Source organism: Flavobacteriales bacterium, assembly GCA_025210805.1.
Classification (GTDB): Bacteria; Bacteroidota; Bacteroidia; order Flavobacteriales; family CAJXXR01; genus JAOAQX01.
This window is the reverse complement of the sequence record JAOAQX010000023.1, coordinates 238,969-258,529: the sequence shown is the minus strand read 5'-3', so window position 1 is coordinate 258,529 and position 19,561 is coordinate 238,969. Positions and strand designations below refer to the sequence as shown.

The 19,561-nt window shown below is 32.8% G+C and carries 18 protein-coding genes; 11 read left to right on the top strand and 7 right to left on the bottom strand.

Translation table 11 applies throughout. From position 1 onward, the window contains the following. Positions 1–145: 145 nt before the first annotated feature. From N4A45_09150 to N4A45_09100, 11 genes are read left to right on the top strand one after another with little or no spacing between them, the layout of a single operon-like run. Entirely contained in the window at positions 146–1,333 is a 1,188-nt protein-coding gene (locus tag N4A45_09150; GenBank protein ID MCT4665383.1) for a UDP-N-acetylglucosamine 4,6-dehydratase, read from the top strand. Continuing rightward, entirely contained in the window at positions 1,333–2,478 is a 1,146-nt protein-coding gene (locus N4A45_09145) for a LegC family aminotransferase (GenBank protein MCT4665382.1), read from the top strand. Before N4A45_09150 ends, N4A45_09145 begins: the two co-directional genes overlap by 1 nt. Continuing rightward, positions 2,475–3,119, top strand: a complete 645-nt coding sequence (locus tag N4A45_09140; GenBank protein ID MCT4665381.1) for an acetyltransferase — start codon at positions 2,475–2,477, stop codon at positions 3,117–3,119. The genes N4A45_09145 and N4A45_09140 overlap by 4 nt, the downstream gene beginning before the upstream one ends. Next, complete coding sequence (gene neuB / locus N4A45_09135) at positions 3,112–4,107, top strand: N-acetylneuraminate synthase (GenBank protein MCT4665380.1); 996 nt, start codon at positions 3,112–3,114, stop codon at positions 4,105–4,107. Before N4A45_09140 ends, neuB begins: the two co-directional genes overlap by 8 nt. Then, entirely contained in the window at positions 4,104–5,258 is a 1,155-nt protein-coding gene (gene neuC, locus N4A45_09130; GenBank protein ID MCT4665379.1) for a UDP-N-acetylglucosamine 2-epimerase, read from the top strand. The genes neuB and neuC overlap by 4 nt, the downstream gene beginning before the upstream one ends. Before the next feature lie 14 nt (positions 5,259–5,272). After that, positions 5,273–6,304 carry a nucleotidyltransferase family protein gene (locus N4A45_09125; protein ID MCT4665378.1) on the top strand — a complete coding sequence of 344 codons (1,032 nt, stop codon included), beginning with the start codon at positions 5,273–5,275 and terminating at the stop codon, positions 6,302–6,304. A gap of 4 nt (positions 6,305–6,308) precedes the next feature. Next, on the top strand, positions 6,309–7,046 hold the full coding sequence (locus tag N4A45_09120) for an acylneuraminate cytidylyltransferase family protein (GenBank protein ID MCT4665377.1): 738 nt from the start codon (positions 6,309–6,311) through the stop codon (positions 7,044–7,046). Positions 7,047–7,049: 3 nt separating this feature from the next. Next, positions 7,050–7,955 carry a Gfo/Idh/MocA family oxidoreductase gene (locus tag N4A45_09115; protein ID MCT4665376.1) on the top strand — a complete coding sequence of 302 codons (906 nt, stop codon included), beginning with the start codon at positions 7,050–7,052 and terminating at the stop codon, positions 7,953–7,955. Positions 7,956–7,960: 5 nt separating this feature from the next. Continuing rightward, on the top strand, positions 7,961–8,692 hold the full coding sequence (locus N4A45_09110) for an oxidoreductase (protein ID MCT4665375.1): 732 nt from the start codon (positions 7,961–7,963) through the stop codon (positions 8,690–8,692). A 59-nt stretch (positions 8,693–8,751) separates the two neighbouring features. Beyond that, positions 8,752–10,296 (top strand): hypothetical protein, encoded by a 1,545-nt coding sequence (locus tag N4A45_09105; GenBank protein ID MCT4665374.1) that lies wholly within the window; start codon positions 8,752–8,754, stop codon positions 10,294–10,296. After that, positions 10,293–11,579, top strand: coding sequence for a polysaccharide biosynthesis C-terminal domain-containing protein (locus N4A45_09100; GenBank protein ID MCT4665373.1), 1,287 nt, complete (start codon positions 10,293–10,295; stop codon positions 11,577–11,579). Before N4A45_09105 ends, N4A45_09100 begins: the two co-directional genes overlap by 4 nt. 268 nt (positions 11,580–11,847) lie before the next feature. Here the strand turns inward: N4A45_09100 and N4A45_09095 are convergent, their stop codons facing one another. The 7 genes from N4A45_09095 to wecB all read right to left on the bottom strand — a co-directional run bounded on the left by N4A45_09095 (position 11,848) and on the right by wecB (position 19,280). Continuing rightward, positions 11,848–13,842: a tetratricopeptide repeat protein gene (locus N4A45_09095; protein MCT4665372.1), complete on the bottom strand. Its 1,995-nt coding sequence runs from the start codon at positions 13,840–13,842 to the stop codon at positions 11,848–11,850. After that, positions 13,811–14,323: a GNAT family N-acetyltransferase gene (locus N4A45_09090; GenBank protein ID MCT4665371.1), complete on the bottom strand. Its 513-nt coding sequence runs from the start codon at positions 14,321–14,323 to the stop codon at positions 13,811–13,813. The genes N4A45_09095 and N4A45_09090 overlap by 32 nt, the downstream gene beginning before the upstream one ends. 5 nt (positions 14,324–14,328) lie before the next feature. Next, positions 14,329–15,111: a diaminopimelate epimerase gene (gene dapF / locus N4A45_09085; protein MCT4665370.1), complete on the bottom strand. Its 783-nt coding sequence runs from the start codon at positions 15,109–15,111 to the stop codon at positions 14,329–14,331. Beyond that, positions 15,108–15,377: a hypothetical protein gene (locus N4A45_09080; protein MCT4665369.1), complete on the bottom strand. Its 270-nt coding sequence runs from the start codon at positions 15,375–15,377 to the stop codon at positions 15,108–15,110. The genes dapF and N4A45_09080 overlap by 4 nt, the downstream gene beginning before the upstream one ends. A gap of 141 nt (positions 15,378–15,518) precedes the next feature. Next, the gene (locus N4A45_09075) at positions 15,519–17,510 is read right to left on the bottom strand and encodes a glycosyltransferase family 39 protein (GenBank protein ID MCT4665368.1); all 1,992 of its coding nucleotides are present in this window, start codon (positions 17,508–17,510) and stop codon (positions 15,519–15,521) included. Beyond that, positions 17,507–18,253, bottom strand: coding sequence for a glycosyltransferase (locus N4A45_09070; GenBank protein MCT4665367.1), 747 nt, complete (start codon positions 18,251–18,253; stop codon positions 17,507–17,509). Before N4A45_09070 ends, N4A45_09075 begins: the two co-directional genes overlap by 4 nt. 4 nt (positions 18,254–18,257) lie before the next feature. Continuing rightward, complete coding sequence (gene wecB, locus N4A45_09065; protein MCT4665366.1) at positions 18,258–19,280, bottom strand: UDP-N-acetylglucosamine 2-epimerase (non-hydrolyzing); 1,023 nt, start codon at positions 19,278–19,280, stop codon at positions 18,258–18,260. Positions 19,281–19,561: the final 281 nt, after the last annotated feature.

Genomic DNA, 19,561 nt, shown 5'->3' with positions numbered 1-19,561 from the left:
TTATAAAAATCGAAAAAAGTATTGAAATTAATTTGTTTTCCCACAGCGATAAAACTTCATACAATTAATAAATAAAAATCGGAGTTAAGCCTTATTATTACTATATTTGTAATTCATTGAACTTAAAAATTTAGATATAGAATTCATGGATTTTTTAGAATTAATCAACAGAAATAATAGGCTATTTGATCAAGATATTCAAGAAAACGAAAAATTGCTTCATGAGGCCGTTTCAAACGCTAAATTTCTTGTATTGGGTGGAGCAGGCACAATAGGTCAGGCCGTAACCAAAGAAATTTTCAAAAGAAATCCACAAAAACTTCATGTTGTAGATATTAGCGAGAATAATTTAGTAGAATTAGTTCGAGATATTCGAAGTTCTTTTGGCTATATTGATGGAGAATTCAAAACATTTGCTCTAGATATCGGTTCTATAGAATACGATGCTTTTATCAATCTAGATGGAGAATATGATTATGTTTTGAACCTATCGGCTCTCAAACATGTGAGGAGTGAAAAAGATCCATTTACCTTAATGAGGATGATTGATGTAAATATCTTGAATACCATCAAAACTATCAATCAATCGATAGAAAAAGGCGTAAAAAAATACTTTTGTGTTTCCACAGATAAAGCTGCAAATCCTGTAAACATGATGGGAGGGTCCAAAAGAATTATGGAAATGTTTTTGATGCAAAAAAGTGGGGAAATAAAAATTTCAACTGCCAGATTTGCAAATGTAGCTTTCTCAGATGGTTCTTTACTTCATGGCTTTGATCAAAGACTTAAAAAAGAACAACCAATAGCTGCACCATCTGATGTGAAAAGGTATTTTGTAATTCCACAAGAATCAGGAGAACTCTGTTTAATGTCTTGTATATTTGGTGATAATAGAGATATCTATTTTCCAAAACTAGATCAAGGATTACACTTAATCACCTTCTCGGAAATTGCAGAGAGATATTTGCGAAAAAGAGGGTATGAGCCTTTTAAAGTAGCCACAGAAGACGAAGCAAGAAATACCATTCAAGAACTTGTAAAAGATCAAAAGTGGCCTTGTTTATTTTCGGAGAGTAACACCACAGGAGAAAAAAGTTTTGAAGAGTTTTTTACCGAAAAAGAAACTTTAGATTTAATTAAACATCATAATTTGGGAATTGTAAAGAACGAAGCTATCTTTGATGAGGAAAAATTGGAAATTTTTCTTTCAAAAATTATGAAAATGCGTCATGAAAAAAAATGGAATAAAGAGGAAATAGTAGCGCTCTTCCATTATATGATCCCAAATTTCGGACATGTTGAAACGCACAAATATTTAGATAGCAAAATGTAATGAAGCATCAAAGAACTATAGAATTTATAAAAGAAACTTTTTCTACACAAGAATTTATTCCTTTACATGCGCCCACCTTTGGAGGGAACGAAAAAAAGTATCTCAATGAATGTATTGATTCTACTTTTGTATCAAGCGTAGGAAAATTTGTAGATCAGTTTGAACAAGCCGTTGCAGATTATACAGGTGCAAAACAAGCCGTTGTTTGTGTAAATGGAACCAATGCACTCCAGATAGCAATGATTGCTTTAGGTGTAGAACAAGATGACGAGGTAATAACGCAGGCTCTCACATTTATTGCTACAGCCAATGCGATTTCATATTTAAAGGCAGCACCTATCTTTATTGATGTTGATAAAGAGACAATGGGGCTTTCGCCTAAAGCTTTATCGGATTTTTTAGATAAAAATGCTGATGTAAAAAACGGTCAATGCTATAATAAAGTTACGGGAAAAAGAATCAAAGCTTGTATTCCAATGCATACTTTTGGATTTTCTTGTAAAATAGACGAAATAGCTGAAATTTGTAATAAGTATTGTATAGAACTTATAGAAGATTCAGCAGAATCTTTAGGAACTTTTTACAAAGGAAAAAGCCTTGGTACTTTTGGGAAAATAGGAGCCATAAGTTTTAATGGAAACAAAATAATGACCACAGGTGGTGGTGGAATATTGATTACAGATGACGAAAATCTGGCAAAACGTATCAAACATTTAACCACTCAAGCCAAAGTGCCACATCCTTGGGAATATACGCATGATGCAGTAGGATACAATTTTAGAATGCCCAATTTGAATGCCGCTTTAGGTTTAGCTCAGCTTGAACAATTGCCGAGTTTCTTGAAGAAAAAGAGAACTCTAACAGAAAAATATAGATCGTTTTTTGAACAAGATGATCAAATTCATTTTAAACAGGAATCTGAAAACGAAACAGCAAATTACTGGCTCAATACAGTGATTTTGCCTAACAGAAAAGAACGAGATCAATTTCTTGAAGAAACCAATAAAAACGGAGTGATGACACGTCCAATTTGGACTTTGATGAATAAAATGCCCATGTTTGAAAATTGTCAAAAAGATGATTTGACAAATTCTCAATGGCTGGAAGATCGAGTAGTTAATATTCCAAGTAGTGTGATTTTATGAAAAAGAAATTGTTGCTCATAGGTGGTGGTGGTCATTGTAAATCCTGTATTGATGTCGTGGAAAGCTCAGCAGACTGGGAAGTTTTTGGAATTATTGATCTACCAGAAAAAATTGGCGAAAAAATATGCGGATATTCCATTGTGGGAAGCGATGACGATATTGAGCGTTTTAAAAATCAGGTAGATGGAGCATTAATCACCGTAGGGCATATAAAAAGTAATGCCGTTCGTTTGAAAATATTTAGCCAACTAAAGAAACTTGGATTTTCATTACCTGTGATTATTTCTTCAAATGCTCATGTTTCAAAACACGCTAGTATTGATGAAGGAACAATTATCATGCACCAAGTAATCGTAAATGCTGGAGCCAAAATAGGATCAAATTGTATTATAAACTCAAAAGCACTTATAGAGCACGATGCAAGCGTGGGAGACCATTGTCATATTTCTACTGCTGCGGTACTTAATGGAGATGTCACTGTAGGAAACAATTGTTTTATTGGTTCTACTTCTACCATAAATCATGGAGTAACGATTTGCGATGATTGTATCATTGCTTCTAAAACACTCATCAGAAAAAATATCAGAAAATCTGGAATGTTTTTTCAGAGTAATCCATTAAAACATTCTTATTATGAATAAAACAATTATCATAGCAGAAGCAGGTGTAAACCATAATGGATGTATTGAGAATGCAAAAAAACTTATAGAAGTTGCAGCCAATGCTGGAGCAGATTATGTGAAGTTTCAGACTTTTAAAACTGAGAATTTAGTTACCGAAAAGGCAGAAAAAGCCAGTTATCAAAAAGAAAATACAGGAAACAATCAGTCACAATTTCAGATGCTCAAAAAACTAGAGCTTACAGACGAAATGCATAAAGAAATTATGCAATATTGTGAAGAAAAAGGAATCAAATTTCTATCCACGGCTTTTGATTTCGAGAGTATTGATTACCTCAAAGGTAAATTAGATTTTTATAAAATTCCATCTGGTGAAATTACCAATTTTCCTTACCTTTTAAAAGTAGCCGAGCTCAAACTTCCTATAGTGATGAGTACAGGAATGGCTACCATGCAAGAAGTAGAAGAAGCATTTGAAGTTTTGAATAAAAACGGAATTCCGAAAGAACAAATAACTATTTTACATTGTAATACCGACTATCCTACGCAAATGCAAGATGTTAATTTATTGGCAATGAATACTATTGGTAATAAGCTAGCGGTAAAAATAGGGTATTCAGATCATACTTTGGGTATAGAAATACCTATAGCAGCAGTAGCTTTGGGAGCAACAGTGATTGAAAAACATTTTACTTTAGACAGAACAATGGAAGGCCCTGATCATGCAGCTTCTTTGGAACCAAATGAATTAAAAGCAATGGTTTCAGCTATTAGAAATATAGAAATAGCTTTAGGAAATGGTGTTAAAGAACCTTCAAAAAGCGAAGCAAAAAATAGAGCAGTCGCCAGAAAAAGTATTGTAGCAAATCAGCGAATAGAAAGAGGGGAAACATTCACACTTGAAAATATTACGGTAAAAAGACCTGGTACTGGAATAAGCCCAATGAAATGGGAAGAAATTTTAGGAACACAAGCTCAAAAGGCTTATGATAAAGACGAGCTGATATGAAATGTTGTGTAATTACAGGAACAAGGGCAGAATATGGTTTGTTTTATTGGCTTATGAAAGGCATAGAACAATCTGAAAATCTCAATTTGCAAATCATTGCTACAGGAATGCATTTGTCACCAGAATTTGGAATGACCGTTGGAGAAATTGAAAAAGATTTTAAGGTGGATCGTAAAATTGAAATGTTGCTTTCATCAGATACACCTACAGGGATCAGTAAATCCATGGGATTGGCGCAAATTTCCTTTGCCGAGGCTTTTGAACAACTTTCACCTGATTTAGTTATCGTATTAGGCGACCGATATGAAATATTTTCTGCCGTAAGTGCCGCTTTAGTGGCAAGAATTCCAGTAGCTCATATTCATGGTGGCGAAACTTCAGAAGGCGCTACTGATGAAGCCATGAGACATTCGATCACAAAAATGAGTCATTTGCATTTTACTGCGGCGGAAGCGTATAGAAAAAGAGTAGTGCAGCTGGGAGAACACCCAGATCGTGTATTTCAAGTAGGCGGATTAGGGATTGATAATATCCTGAAATTACCCTTGATGAACAAAAAGGATTTAGAGCAATCTTTAGATATAAAACTAGAGGAACAAGTATTCTTAATAACTTTTCATCCTGTTACTTTAGAAAATTCTACTTCCAAAGCACAAACATTAGAATTACTGAAAGCATTAGATTCATTTCCTGATGCTACATTAATTTTTACAAAGGCAAATTCAGATGCCGATGGGAGAGTCATTAATCAATTGATAGATAACTATTGTCTGCAAAGGAGCAACGCTCATGCTTATTTTTCATTAGGACAAACAAGATATTTATCTATGATCAAGGAATCTTCTGTGGTGATAGGTAATTCTTCAAGTGGATTGATAGAAGTTCCTAGTTTTAATAAACCTACTGTAAATATAGGTGATCGACAAAAAGGACGATTGAAGGCAGAAAGTGTCATAGATTGTTTACCCGAAAAAAAGGAAATAACAACAGCGATTAACAAAGCCTTGTCCGAAAATTTCTCTGTTTATATAAGTGAAACAAAAAATCCTTACGGAAATGGAGGTTCTAGCGAGAAAATTATTGAGATTTTAGAACAAATTTCTTTAGAAGATATATTGAAGAAGAAGTTTTATGATTTGAAAAATATATAACAACTCTACAAAAAATGAAAAATATTATCAACGAAAGAACAAGCATACAAGATGCTTTAAAGAAAATAAATGAAATGCGTGGGGCAACACTTTTTGTGGTGAATGATGAGCAAAAAATGTTGGGAACTCTTAGTGATGGAGACATTAGACGTTATTTAATAAATGATGGGAATATTAAGGAGAAAGCCTCTTTAATTATGTCAAAATCATTTAAATACTTAAAAGAAGGTGAAAATACCATCGAAAAATTCAAGAGTTTTAGAGAATCTAATATCCGATATGTTCCATTTTTAGATATCGATGGTCGTTATATAAGAACCATTGATCTCACTCTTCAAAAATCCAATCTTCCATTAGAAGCCATCATTATGGCAGGAGGAAAAGGAACACGATTGAGACCCATGACATTGGAAAAACCAAAACCACTATTGGAAGTAGGTGGAAAACCCATTATTGAATATAATATTGATCGCTTGATTCAATATGGAATAAGGAGAATCTATATTTCTATCAATTATCTAAAGGATCAGATCAAAGCATATTTTGGCGATGGTTCTAGTAAAGGGATAGAAATCATTTATATTGAAGAAGACCAAATAACAGGTACGCTTGGATCAGCAACTTATGTAGAGCAATATTTTACAGAGGATTTATTGATCATGAACTCTGATATTCTTACCAATATTGATTTTGAAGATTTGTATTTAGAACATCTTAAAACAGAAGCTCAAATGACCGTAGCAACGGTACCTTATAAAGTGGCAATTCCTTATGGAATTATCGAAACAATAGATCAACGAGTGAAGTCTATTGTAGAAAAACCTACCTATACTTATTATTCTAATGCAGGAATTTATATTCTCAATAGAAAGTGCTTAAACGAAATACCGCAAAGAGCTTTTTATAATGCAACAGATATGATAGAAAAATTGATTGAAGAAGATCGAGTTGTAACTAATTATCCGATTCTTTCATATTGGTTGGATATAGGGAAACCAATAGATTTTGAAAAAGCTCAACAGGACGTAAATCATATAGAATTCTAACAATTTGAAAAAAAATATACTAATAACACTTTGTGCAAGAGGTGGTTCTAAAGGAATTCCAAGGAAAAATATTCGCCTTTTGGCAGGAAAACCACTGATTAAATATAGCTATGATCATGCTGTAGAGTTTGGTAATTGGCTTCTTGAAAAATATGGTACAGAAGTAGATATCGCTTTATCTACAGATTCAAAAGAAATTCAAGAAGTTTGTGCCAGTTTTGGATTACATACAAATTACACCAGACCAGATTTTTTAGCTAATGATTCGGCAGGTAAATTGGATGCTATTAAGGATGTAATACATTTTGAAGAAGAAAACCGAGGAAAAAACTATGATTATATCATCGATTTGGATATTTCGGCACCTCTTAGAACTCAAAAAGACCTTCAAGAAGCTTATGCGCAATTTCTTGAAAATCCACTCACAGAGAATTTATTTTCGGTAAACCACGCCCACAAAAACCCTTATTTTAATATGGTAGAAAAGCGTGAAGACGGTTGTTTTGATTTGTCTAAAAAACAAGAGCAAGTTCTTTCTAGGCAAACAGCACCGCAGGTTTATGAAATGAATGCTTCTTTCTATTTCTATAAGAGATCTTTCTTTAATAAAGAAAAACTCTACCTTTTTGATCATGCCGATATCTATTTAATGCATCATATCTCTTTTGATTTAGATGAATTGGTTGATTTTGAATTCTTAGATTTTTTGGTTACCCAAGAAAAATTGGCCATAAAAATATAATCTATGAAGGTTTTAATTATTGGATTAGGAAGTATTGCAAAAAAACATATTTCGGCATTACAATCTCTAGTGCCTGAGAATGAATTAGAGATCTATGCATTAAGATCTTCAAAAGCATCTCAGTCTTATCAAAATATTATCAATGTGTATACTCTAGAAGAAATTCCAGGGATTCAATTCATTGATTTTTGTATCATTAGTTCTCCAACTTCTAAACATGAAGAGCATATTACAGCTTGCTTAAAATATGATTTTCCTTTGTTTATAGAAAAACCCCTAAGCCATTATCAAGGGATTTCTAAAATAGCTGACCAACTAAAAGATAGAAAAACTTACATAGCTTGTAATTTGAGGTTTTTGGAGTGTATAAACTTTGTAAAGCAAGCATATCTTTCGGACCCAAAAAACAGGGTAAACGAAGTAAATGTCTATTGTGGATCCCATCTACCAGATTGGCGACCTGGACAAGATTATAAAAAAAACTATAGTTCTATTCCAGAGTTAGGTGGAGGCGTCCATTTAGACCTTATTCATGAATTAGATTATGTTTATTGGCTGTTTGGAGAACCAAAGAAAACGATGAATTTTCATTCCAAAAAATCTTCTTTAGGTATAGAAGCAGTAGATGCTGCTTACTACTTTTGGGAATATACGGAGTTTAATACTCAAATCAGTCTAAACTATTTTAGAAAAGATCCAAAAAGGACCTTGGAAATCGTTTTTGCAGACAAAACGCTATTGGTAGATTTATTAAAAAACACCGTTTATCAAGACGGAAACAAGGTTTATGAATCAAAAAATACTATTTTAGACACTTATACTACACAACTAAAATATTTTTTGGAAAACCAAAAGCCTTTTAATGATTTTCAAGAAGCATTGAAAGTCTTAACCCTTTGTTTAAAATAAAAAAAATGCTTGAGAATAAAGTTATAATAGTTACTGGCGGGTCTGGTTTACTAGGTAAGGCAATGATAGATGATATTACCCAAAAAGGAGGAATAGCCATTAATGCTGATATCAACATAGAAACAGACCTTGAAAAAAGAAATATACAGCTCAATATTTTAGACACAGAATCTATTGATGCTACTTTAGCCGAAATAGAAAAACATTTCGGAAAAATTGATGGAATTGTCAATAATGCCTATCCTAGAACTAAAGATTGGGGTGCTTTTTTTGAAGATATTCCTTATGATTCATGGAAAAAAAATGTAGATATGCAAATGAATGCCGTGTTTTATATCTGTCAAAAATCGGTTCCGTATTTAGAGAAAAGTAAAGGTTCTCTTGTAAATATTTCTTCCATTTATGGACTTGTAGGCCCAGATTTTACGGTGTATGATAATACTTCTATGACGATGCCTGCTGCTTACTCAGCAATTAAAGGTGGAATAGTTAATTTTAGTAGATATTTATCTTCTTATCTAGGAAGAAAAGGAATACGAGTAAATGTGGTGTCCCCAGGAGGAATTTTTGATCATCAAAAAGAGGAATTTGTGAATCAATACAATAAAAAAGTTCCAATGGGAAGAATGGGTTTACCAAAAGATATAGCACCAAGTGTATCGTTTTTACTTTCTGATGATGCAGGCTATATTACCGGGCAAAACTTAGTAGTTGATGGTGGATGGACAGCCATTTAATTCCATTTTTGATGAGATTTATCACAAGGTATAAAGACAAGAGTTAATAGAAAAATTTTATGAAGACAAAAAATATTGCTTTTTTTAATGCGAATTATTTGATTACTTATTTCCATGAAATAATGCTCAATTTAGTGCAAGAACACATTGATGAAAAGGATCGTGTTTTTGTTTTTTCTTGTAAGGGCGAATATGCTACTTGCGATAAGAATTTTTTTCATACTTACACAGAATGTCAGGTTTGTAAAAGCAAACAAAAATTAGGAAAAAATCTTTTATCAAATGTAAAAGCTTCAGATCAACTGGATATTTCATCTATTGACCTCAATGAACAAGAAAAAGAAATCGTCAGAAATTTTAAAATTGAGCCTCATTTTTCGAATGAAGAAATACGAAATCTCACTTATGAAAATTATGAAATAGGTTATGGAATATTATCCTCTCTTTCTAATATGTTTAGAGAGCCAGAGCCAGATTTAGTACCCATTTGGGATATTGTAGATAAACTAACAAGAACAGCTTTATCTATTTATCTTTTCACCAAAAGATTTGTACAAGAAAACCAAATAGACTTAGCCTATGTGCTCAATGGCCGTTATGCTTATGAAAGAGCCTTTAGAGCCGCATGTGCAAACCAAAATGTAAAATTTTACTGTTTTGAAAGAGGCGCTAAACTCGATTTGATTCGTTTAACAGAAAATGGCGGAATTCATGACATTAAACAACTGGGTATTGATATTAATGCTCATTGGGAACAAGCGGAGGATAAAGAAGAACGCAATAAATTAGCCCACCAGTACCAACAAGGTAAAATGGGCTTTTCGAAAGAAATTGAAGAGAAAAATCTGAAAGGAGTAAATATTAAACTATTTACGGATCAGCAAACCAAAGGTGTCCTACCAGAAGGTTTTGATACTTCTAAAAAAAATGTGGTGATTTTCAACTCTTCTGAGGATGAGTTTAGAGCTTTGGATAATAGTTGGAAAATGGATTTATATCCTGGTCAAAATCAAGCCACACAACAGATTTTTGACGAATTAAAAAATCACGAAAATACCCAAGTTTATTTAAGAGTCCATCCAAATTTAACGAAACTTCAAACCTCTAATGTAGAAGGAATAAAAGACCTCAAAACTTATAAGAATAGTATGGTGATTCCTGCTGAATCTAAGGTGAGCACCTATGATTTAATTCAACATGCGGATATTGTTTTAGTTTTTGGATCATCAGTAGGAGTAGAGGCAAATTATTTAAGAAAACCTGCCTTGCTTCTTGGGAAAGCATTTTATCAAGAACTCAATGCGGTTTATATTCCAAAAACTCATGAGGAGGTGATGGAAATGATTGAAAATATTCCTGAACCAAAACCCATTGAAGAGTCTTTAAAAGCATTCTATTTTCTTATTTCTGTGGGGCAATCTGGGAAATATTTTAAAGCTCAAGATATTCTTCATTGTACTTTTAAAGACCAAAATATCCATCATTTAGGATTGATAGGTAAAATTTGGAGAAGAGGTTGGCAACTCCCTGTTTTTAAGGATATTTTAAAACCTTTTGAAAAGCAAAAGAGCGATGCGAATTTTAAAAAGATGTTAGAAAAATGAGTTTTATAAAAAATTCTAGCTTATATGTCATTTTTTCGATGGCTCAAAAAGCGATTCCCTTAATCTTGATTCACTTTCTAACGGTGGAAATATCGCAAGAGAGTATGGGAGGATTATCCCTTTTTAATACATTTAGCACTTTTGCTAGTGCCTTCATTAGTATGTCTTTATTGTCTTTTTTAATGAAGATTTACTATCATGAACCTAAAGAGAAATTAGCAAAATTGGTTTCGGGTAGTTTTGTGGTATTTTTGATTATCACCATTGCATTAATGCTGTTGTTATATCTCGTAAGAATTAACTTTGGTAATGCCCTGCGTTTACCTGCAATTTATGATTTTCTTTTACCATTTTCGGTCTTTATTTCCCAGATTCCTAATATGAATATGTATATCCTTAGGAATGAAGAAAAAGTTAAAACCTTTGGTTATTTATCTGTGGGGTTTGCTCTTACCGAATTTTGCTTATCACTCTTTTTTCTTATAGGTTTAGAAATGGACTGGGAAAGTAGAGTGTATTCAGTAGTTTTTACCAATTTGGTATTTGGAATGATACATTTAGTTATTCTGTACAAAAATGGTTTTATTACTTGGAAGCTTGATCAATCTTTGATGAAAAAAGCGATCATTCATTCTTTACCCTTTATTCCGAGTACTTTAGCTTTGTCTTTCTTAGATTTATCAGATCGTTATTTAATAGATTATTTTTTAGGTTCAGATATTTTAGGTCTTTATGAAGTAGGGTATAAGTTTGGGAGTATCATGATGATTGTAGGTAATGCACTCAGTATGGCATTTATCCCTTTTCTGTATAAGCTAATTGCTAAAAAAGATCATGACAAAACACTGATGGTGCAGTTTATATATATTTATCATTTTGTTCTAATTATTGCTTCAATTGCCAGTTTTATAGGTGTTTGGATTTTATATCAAATCAATTTTGTTGGAGAGAACTTTACCCACTCCTTGGTTTATGTTCCTATTATAGCCGTCGCCTATTTGTTTCAATCCTATTTTCAGCTTCATAGTCAAATTATCAACAATACTTCCAAAGCAAAAGTTATTGCCTATATTTCCGTACTTGGAAGTATCATTAACATAGCAATCAATGTGATTTTCTTGAAAAAATATGGAATTATGGTAGCTTGTTATTCTACACTGATTTCTTTTTTAATCATGTGGTTGTTAAACTGGTATTTTTCGGGAAAATATTTCCGTCTTCCTTGGTTCTCAAAAAAGGTTTTAAAATTGAATGTCGAAGAGCTAAAAGCTTTAGTAAGGTAATTTAGGAACTAATACCATTTTTGGTGTTAATTTACCCATAGGTATTATGCCGATACATTGTTAAAAGCCAGTTATGAACGCAGTGAAATTGGACTTCACCTTTTTGTCTAATGCCGATATATTGGTAAAAATCAATTACGAACGAAGTGAAGTAAGTGATTATTTAACAAATAATCGGTATAAGTGGGTAATTTTAGCAAGTGATCGGTATAACATCGTAAATGGTATAAGAGAAAGAAGTGAATATTTGTAGTATGTAATCAAGATATCACTCAAGCTCCAAACTCTTTAACATCTGTAAAGCAAGTGGATAGTCTTTTTGGTAAGCCAAAACCTCTTTTAGAAGTTGTTTTGCTAATTTCTTTTTCCCTTGAACCACCCACAGACCTGCCAAATTGGTTTTAGCATTTATATTGTTGGGATTTAATTCTAAAGCTTTTTTATAATGTTCTTCAGCAAGAGTATAATTGGCTTCTAAGCTATATGAGTAGGCTAGTGGCGTATAAGCTATTTCATATTTCGGATTTTCTTTGAGTACTTCAAGTAGCAATTTTTGAGCATCAGAAATCATTTGAATATTTTTTTGTTGAATACCAAAACGGATTTTCATTTCAGCCCATTTTACCTTAAAATCCAAAACAAAGGGAGCCAAAACGACCGCTTTTTGATAATAACTATCCGCCAAAGAAAATTGTTGTGTTTTTTGATAAGCAATGGCAATTCTATAAAAAGTCCAAGCATCATCATTATCGTAAGTAGCTTTAGTTTGTGTAAGCCACTTGTTAGGTGTTTTTGCAGCTAGATTAATAATTTTAGGATAATTCTTTTGTAAATATGCTAAATGAACATAAGAACTAAAAGAATGTTCATTTAAACCAAATTTTTGAAGTTTTTCACCCGCTTTTTTTAGGAGAATGGGTAATGATTCAAAACGTTCAAATTGCTGTAAATACGCTTTTGATAAAGTTAGATCATCAGGATTTTCATTATTCACACAATAGAGATCGATAAATGCTCCTTGTTTTGTGTTTGTAGAGTCTTTCGGGGAATGAATCCCTATTTTGTGATCAGTAATACTTACATGTGGAATGTCTGAACTTCCACTTTTTGGCATATGACATTCAAAACAGCTTTTATTGTTTCTCAACTCTTTTGGTGCACTACAAGTATTATTTTTGCTGTCTTGATGACAGTTTAGACAAGTTTGATCATATTCTTTACGGTTTTTTTGCTGAACGCTAATATGAGGATTGTGACAGCTGAGGCAAGAAAGATCTTCAGATTTTTGAAAGCAAGAGCTCATTTTCAACCGATCCACATGAGATGCCATGATAAATTGATTATCAGAGTTTTCATAGTTTGGTAAGAAAATATCTATGACCTCTGAAAGTGGCATTCCAGGCTTAAAATCATAAAAATTACGACCGTTTTTCAAGACCATATTTCCTTGTAAATGACACCGAGAACATAAATCAAATTGTAAATCTCGTGGTAGTTTTTTAGGGTTTACAATGGAAAAATCTATCTCTTTGGAAATATCAACTCCCTTACCTAATTTCATTCGTTCTACGTGAATAGAACCTGGACCATGGCAGCGTTCACAATCAATTCCTTCGGGGATTTTCTTGTATTTATTTTCTGATCCCAAAACAAAATCGGGGAGGGCATTATGGCAACTCATACATTCCAAACCAATTTTTCGGGAGAATCGAGTATTATTTCCATTTTCGAATCCCGGTGGGAAATCCAATGTCCCATCTTGTGTATAATAAGTAAAAGGTACCTGAGTTAAATAACCATTAGTATTGAGAATATGAGAATTTGTATGTTGCCCAGATCCAACTATATAATCAATTTTTTCAACACGTTTATGCTTTTTAAGAACGGTTTTTTTATTAGAAAATTCTTTTAAGTATAGTAAGGAGTCTTTCCAAAATGGATGATAATTCAAGTGAAGATGAGGATCTTTTAAAACAGAATTATGATTCAGTTGGGACTTAGATTTTGAAGTGTTTGCTTTACCAAAGCTTTGTCCCATTCCTGTATGTTGGAAAGTATGCCATTGGTTTTGGTGGCAAACTATACAGGCTTCTTTTCCAAGATATTTTGCAGAATCATGATGATTTAGGTAGTTTTTTTTATGCGCTTTATTATCAGAATCTGTTTCAATTTGTGAGTACTCTTGTTTTGAATCACAAGCAATCACGCAAAAAAACAGAATAAAAAATAAGCTATAAGATTTTTTGAAAAATGAATACATCATGAAACGTTCCTTTGAATTTTCTAAAGTCTTTTAGGGTTCCGCTTTCCAAAAATCCACATTTTTTGAACAATTTCAGACTTTTTTCGTTTTTAGTTTCAATATAACAATACACTTGGTGTAAATTTTGAAAATCTTTTAAATATTCTAATAGCGTGTTGAGGGCTTGTGTAGCAATGTTCTTATTCTGAAATTTTTCAAAAATAACGACACCTATTTCTGCTCTTTGATGTGTATCTGAATAATTAAAAACATCTAAAAAACCTACCACGGCAGATCTATTAGATTTTTCACAAATTACAAAGCGTTCTTGAGAAGCTTCTTTTAGGCTCAAATGCGCATTTTGTATATAATCCTGAAGCGTAAATCTAGAAACAAAGCCTTCATGATTTTGGAAGGAGTGAAGACCATTTTCAGATTGATATAAAACCTCTAAATCTTCGAGCTCTAGAGCTCGAAGAAGATAATTTTCAAAAGGAATCATACTTTTTATAAATCTATTTCACCGCTAAAAACGTATTTTGCGGGTCCTTTGAGCCATACATTGGTGAATTTTCCGTTCATATAATCAAAGCTCACTCTGAGGTGCCCACCTTTTGTTTTTAGTTTAATGTTTGTTGCACTGGTTTTTCTTGCCAAAAATGCAGCAATGGCTGCTGCTGTAGCTCCAGTTCCACAAGAAAAAGTTTCGTCTTCAACACCTCTTTCGTAGGTTCTAATCCAGAAAGTATCCTTTTCTTCATCCTTCATTACGAAATTCACATTGGTACCTCCATTTTCCTCAAATCTATCGGCATAGCGTACTTTGTGAGCATCTGTAATAATATCTAAGTGACTAAAATCTTTTAGGAAAGTGACATAATGAGGCGACCCTGTATCCAAAAAGTAATTGTCATCGATCATATCATAAGACTCTAGGTCATTCATTTTTACACTAACCGTTTTTCCTTCAAAAACCACTTCATGAAGACCATCTATTGCGGTAAATTTTCCTTTGTAATCAATACAACCAAGATCATGAGCAAAGGCAGCAAGGCATCTTCCACCGTTTCCACACATCGTACTTTCTCTACCATCGGAATTGAAATATTGCATTTTGAAATCATACTTTGAATCATCTCTCAAAAGCATGAGTCCGTCTGCTCCAATTCCAAATTTTCTATCACATAAAAATTGAATTTGTTCTTCACTAAGTTGGATATCATTTTCACGACCATCTATGATGATAAAGTCGTTTCCAGTTCCTTGATATTTGTCAAATTTTAATCTCATTTCTTTTTGCCTTTTTTAATCAAATAGGTATAAACCCAAGTTAGTGTAAAAGTTGGTATTAAATCAGTTCCTGGGGCGGCTTCCTCAATCAGATTGATTACCGAAGCTACTTTTCCTTCTGTTCCTTTGTACATCAAATAAAGAACACCTGAAGAAATGGGTGCCCAAAGCATATCAAAACTTTCTCCAAGCCACGGAATGAAATAGCTTCCCATTCCTATTAAATCCATTAAAATACTAAGGATTAGTTTTAGGTATTTGTTCATTTTTCTTTGATCATTTAAGGACTCATTGTTTTATCAATGTTCATCCTTTTTCTCATTTCATCAGAGATTGTACCAATTTATTACTTTTTAGTGGATAAGTTTTGAAACTCCTTACACTTTTATGAGATAGAATCTTTGTTTTTATTGAAGCAGTCCCATGTTAAAGACTATTACTCCTTGCATCTTCTGTCTTTTTATTTTTGGATTTGCTTGGAAGATGATAGAATTTGGACCTTGAACAAAAGCACTTGCAGGTAAACTCATTGTGTAAATATTTCTCTCAATGCTTGGTTTACTTTTATCTCTCCTTGCATTTACATCAACTCCAAAAATGGCTTTTCTGTTGATTACTACATTCAGTTCGTTTGAGAAATCTACTCCTTCTGCTTCTATCCAGATATTTACCCTGTCTCCGTTTCTAGTGGGAGCAGGAAGTCTGTATTCCTGAGACTGAATTTTATTACTTCTTCCCATTTCTTCCACAATCATATTGTTTTGCTTGGGTTTAGATTTATCCCATCCAAAAACCATCAAACCATCATTTCCTAGATCGTAATAATAATTGGTGTTTTGGTAAATAAAGTTTCGAACATTTGGATCTGTCATGACATTGTGGAAATAATAGTCACCTAAAATCCAACCTCTGTCATGATCATTCATGAGTTTTTGGATTCCTGCCAAACTATGTCCATGTCCACCATCACTTAAATCTTCTTGATCTAACATAGGAACATATTTTCGAGTTTTTACGTCTAGTTTTCTTTGTCTGAACCAATAGATCTTATCTTCGGTTTTTAAATAGTGCTTAGTGTTTGTAGGGTGTGTGGTGAGTACAATATCTCCCTTTTTTATCACTTTTTTGAGCTTAATCACAGGACTTTTCCAATCCGCAAAATACCATTGAGATAATTCTTTTGGAGCAACTTGTCCATGTGTTTCGGTGGCAGTAACGGCTATTGTTTGTTGGATATTGGAAAGTAAAACAACAAGGACTAAGCCTATAACAGTTAATGAGGATTGAAGTTTAGGCTGTTTGATATATTTTGATAACCAGCTAAGAAGTTCATCAATTCCAATGGCAATTGCCATAATCAAATATAAATATGCTTCTACCAAATATCTAGGTAAAAAAGGCTCTCTAAACACAAAACTCATGAGCAACACATAAGGTAGAAACATTGAAAGAATAAAAATTCCCCTTTCTTTATATCTCCATATTGCCAAAGCAAACCCTACAAACCCTATTGGCCACAAAAGCGGCATATCTGTTAGGATGACATTTTTGTAGATATCAAATGACTTATAGGGATCTTTTTCCCACAGTTGACTAATATAATCCCAGTTTGGCATAAACCATTCAATAGTTTCACTATGAAAAACTATTGAAAGCAAAGGTTTTACCATATCTGTCATTGGTTGAATAAAGATCATGGTAAACAAGAAAATTGCTGGTACTAAAAAAAGCGTTTTTTTTGTAAGCCAAGGCGCTGATTTTTCTTTTGTTATTAAGTATTTAATGCTTGTGATAAGAAAATAACTCATCCACCCAAAAATTAGGAAAAAAGCTAATTGGTGGGCCATGAGCGTTAGGAAAAACGAGACAATAAAAAGGAGAATGGGTATTGGGTTCACCTTTAGTTTTTTGAGTAAAGGAATATTCTTTTTGTTTGCATCGAAATACAAGAAAATCTTTACAAATAAATAGGTGGTAATGAGTGCAAAGAAAATGTAAATAGAATAATTTCTGGCTAGTTTTGACCAAAAAACATAGTAGGTAGAAACAGAGACTAGAAGTGCAGATATTAATGCAACTCTTGTGTTGAAAAGGAGCTTTGCTAATTTAAATAATAGGATAATAGCTCCCACACCATAAAGAAAACTGGGGAATCTTGCCCAAAAATCTTCTACTCCAAAAATAGAGAAAAAGGGGATAATGGAATAAGTTAATAAAATACCATTTTTATCAATCAAACCATCAAAATTTCCATTTTGAATGAATTTTTGAGCACCATCTACATGCATGTGCTCATCAGTCCAAAGTGTAAGATAATCTAAATTCCAAATTCTTAAAATAGCACCTATTAGTACAATAATGAATAGGAGAATATTAGTTTGATTGAGGTATTTTTTCATTTTTCAAATTTTCTTTTCACAATAAGTTTCAGAGTATTAAGAATGGTAGAATTTACATTCATTTTACTCAATCCTTCTTTTAAATCGTATCTTAAAATAAAAGGTACCTCTCCAAAGATCACATCATCAAATCTTCTGATTTTTAAAATGATATCAACCATTGCTTGAAATCCTTTTTGGTCTATAAAAGATGTTCCATAATGTTTGAAAGCTCTTTTTAAAACAGAAGCTCTATAGGCTCTGTACCCACAAGTAAAGTCTTTTACACCTTTTATGGGTAATAAGGCTCTAAAAATCCATGAAGCGATATAAGAATATAGTTTTCTCATAAACGTAAGACCAATTACTCTAGAACCACTTTGATATCTTGAAGCAATCACCACATCATGTCCTTCACGAATACTACGCATCATACGGTATATAAGACCTGGTGTATGTGTGTCATCCGCATCCATTGAAACAATAATATCATTGTCTTCTGCTACTTCAGATGCATATTTTAATCCGTCTCTAATAGTAGGGCCTAAACCTTGATTTACTTCATGGTTCAATAAAGTAATGGGCATATCTATTGCCATTTTTTCTACTATGGAGTAGGTATTATCTGCTGATCCATCGTTTACCACTACAATATTGTAGTTTTTTACACTCGCTAACTCTAGCTGATAAACCATTCTATTTAAAAGTTTTCCAATATTTGCTTCTTCATTGTAAGCAGGAAGAACTACGTATAATTTACTCATATTTTTAAGCTAAAAATGCCTCTATTTCGTTTACGATTTTTTCACTTGCCTTTCCGTCACCATAAGGATTTTCTCCTTCCCAATAAGGTGCAGAAGTAAGCCAGTCAAAATTTGCTTTTATTTCTGTTCCTATTAATTTTGCAAAGCCTGCAGTTACTCCTTCTGGTCTTTCTGTGGTGGTTCTACAAACTAAGATACGTTTTTTAAATGCACCACACTCTTCTTGGATTCCTCCAGAATCTGAAATTACACATTTCACCTCGCTCAACATTTCCATCATTTCTTTATATCCCAAAGGATTTATCACTTTTACTGATTTCAAAAGAGGCTTTAAGGCTTGCACATGTGGATTTGGATGCATTGGAAATACAAATTCATATTCAGGATATTCTTGAGCAAGTTCTTCTATTTCTTTGAACATCTTTTCCATGGGTGCTCCAAAGTTCTCTCTTCTGTGAAGGGTAATAAGAATTTTGTTTTTATATTGAAGTGGGAAATCAAATGATTGACAAGTGTCAATTACCGTATTTCCTGTAATACTCACTCGCCCAATTCCTTCATTTTTCAGGTTTTCAAATGATTCTTGAGTAGGCGCCCAGTTAAAATCTGCAATTCTACTAACGAGTTGCCTGTTTGCCTCTTCTGGGTAAGGGTTGTATATATCATGTGTCCTAAGACCCGCTTCAACATGTCCAACTTTTATTTTTTCATGAAAAGCTACCAATGCAGAAGTCAAAACAGTAGATGTATCTCCCTGAACAATGAGAATTTTAGTATCTATTTCTTTAAGAATTTTTGGCAATTTCAAACTGATACTTGATAGAATATCATTTAGAGACTGATTGTGCTTCATGATTTCTAATCGATAATCTGGCTCGTCAATCAAAAATTTTACATCTTCATAAAGTTCTTTATGCTGACCCGTAAAAATGGTTTTATAGGCGATATTTCTTTTTTTCAACTCCTTGATAACAGGAGCCAATTTTATAATCTCTGGACGTGTACCAAAACAGATTGCTACAGACATATTTTTGCTTTTAGTTTAATGATAATGAACAGCTTCAATGATGTTTTTATCTATTGTTATATCTTTCAGTTTCTGAAATTTCCAACAGTGCTTTTTCAAGTGAACTTTTCATTAAATTTACATGGAGCAAAATACATTAAATTTTCAAACTATTTAATACCCAAATTATAGGAATTTGCTTTTTTTTTCAAAGATTTTGAGCATTCCAATGTCTTATTCTATTCTCAGCCTAGTTATTCTGTTCATTTTTTAAGATTCACTGTTTTTCAAATGAGAGATCC

Excerpts from the sequence above, each read along its gene's own strand:
- N4A45_09150 (MCT4665383.1), top strand. The coding sequence starts at position 146 with ATGGATTTTTTAGAATTAATCAACAGAAATAATAGGCTATTTGATCAA.
- N4A45_09145 (MCT4665382.1), top strand. The coding sequence starts at position 1,333 with ATGAAGCATCAAAGAACTATAGAATTTATAAAAGAAACTTTTTCTACA.
- N4A45_09140 (MCT4665381.1), top strand. The coding sequence starts at position 2,475 with ATGAAAAAGAAATTGTTGCTCATAGGTGGTGGTGGTCATTGTAAATCC.
- neuB (MCT4665380.1), top strand. The coding sequence starts at position 3,112 with ATGAATAAAACAATTATCATAGCAGAAGCAGGTGTAAACCATAATGGA.
- neuC (MCT4665379.1), top strand. The coding sequence starts at position 4,104 with ATGAAATGTTGTGTAATTACAGGAACAAGGGCAGAATATGGTTTGTTT.
- N4A45_09125 (MCT4665378.1), top strand. The coding sequence starts at position 5,273 with ATGAAAAATATTATCAACGAAAGAACAAGCATACAAGATGCTTTAAAG.
- N4A45_09115 (MCT4665376.1), top strand. The coding sequence starts at position 7,050 with ATGAAGGTTTTAATTATTGGATTAGGAAGTATTGCAAAAAAACATATT.
- N4A45_09110 (MCT4665375.1), top strand. The coding sequence starts at position 7,961 with ATGCTTGAGAATAAAGTTATAATAGTTACTGGCGGGTCTGGTTTACTA.
- N4A45_09105 (MCT4665374.1), top strand. The coding sequence starts at position 8,752 with ATGAAGACAAAAAATATTGCTTTTTTTAATGCGAATTATTTGATTACT.
- N4A45_09100 (MCT4665373.1), top strand. The coding sequence starts at position 10,293 with ATGAGTTTTATAAAAAATTCTAGCTTATATGTCATTTTTTCGATGGCT.
- N4A45_09095 (MCT4665372.1), bottom strand. The coding sequence starts at position 13,842 with ATGATGTATTCATTTTTCAAAAAATCTTATAGCTTATTTTTTATTCTG.
- N4A45_09090 (MCT4665371.1), bottom strand. The coding sequence starts at position 14,323 with ATGATTCCTTTTGAAAATTATCTTCTTCGAGCTCTAGAGCTCGAAGAT.
- dapF (MCT4665370.1), bottom strand. The coding sequence starts at position 15,111 with ATGAGATTAAAATTTGACAAATATCAAGGAACTGGAAACGACTTTATC.
- N4A45_09080 (MCT4665369.1), bottom strand. The coding sequence starts at position 15,377 with ATGAACAAATACCTAAAACTAATCCTTAGTATTTTAATGGATTTAATA.
- N4A45_09075 (MCT4665368.1), bottom strand. The coding sequence starts at position 17,510 with ATGAAAAAATACCTCAATCAAACTAATATTCTCCTATTCATTATTGTA.
- N4A45_09070 (MCT4665367.1), bottom strand. The coding sequence starts at position 18,253 with ATGAGTAAATTATACGTAGTTCTTCCTGCTTACAATGAAGAAGCAAAT.
- wecB (MCT4665366.1), bottom strand. The coding sequence starts at position 19,280 with ATGTCTGTAGCAATCTGTTTTGGTACACGTCCAGAGATTATAAAATTG.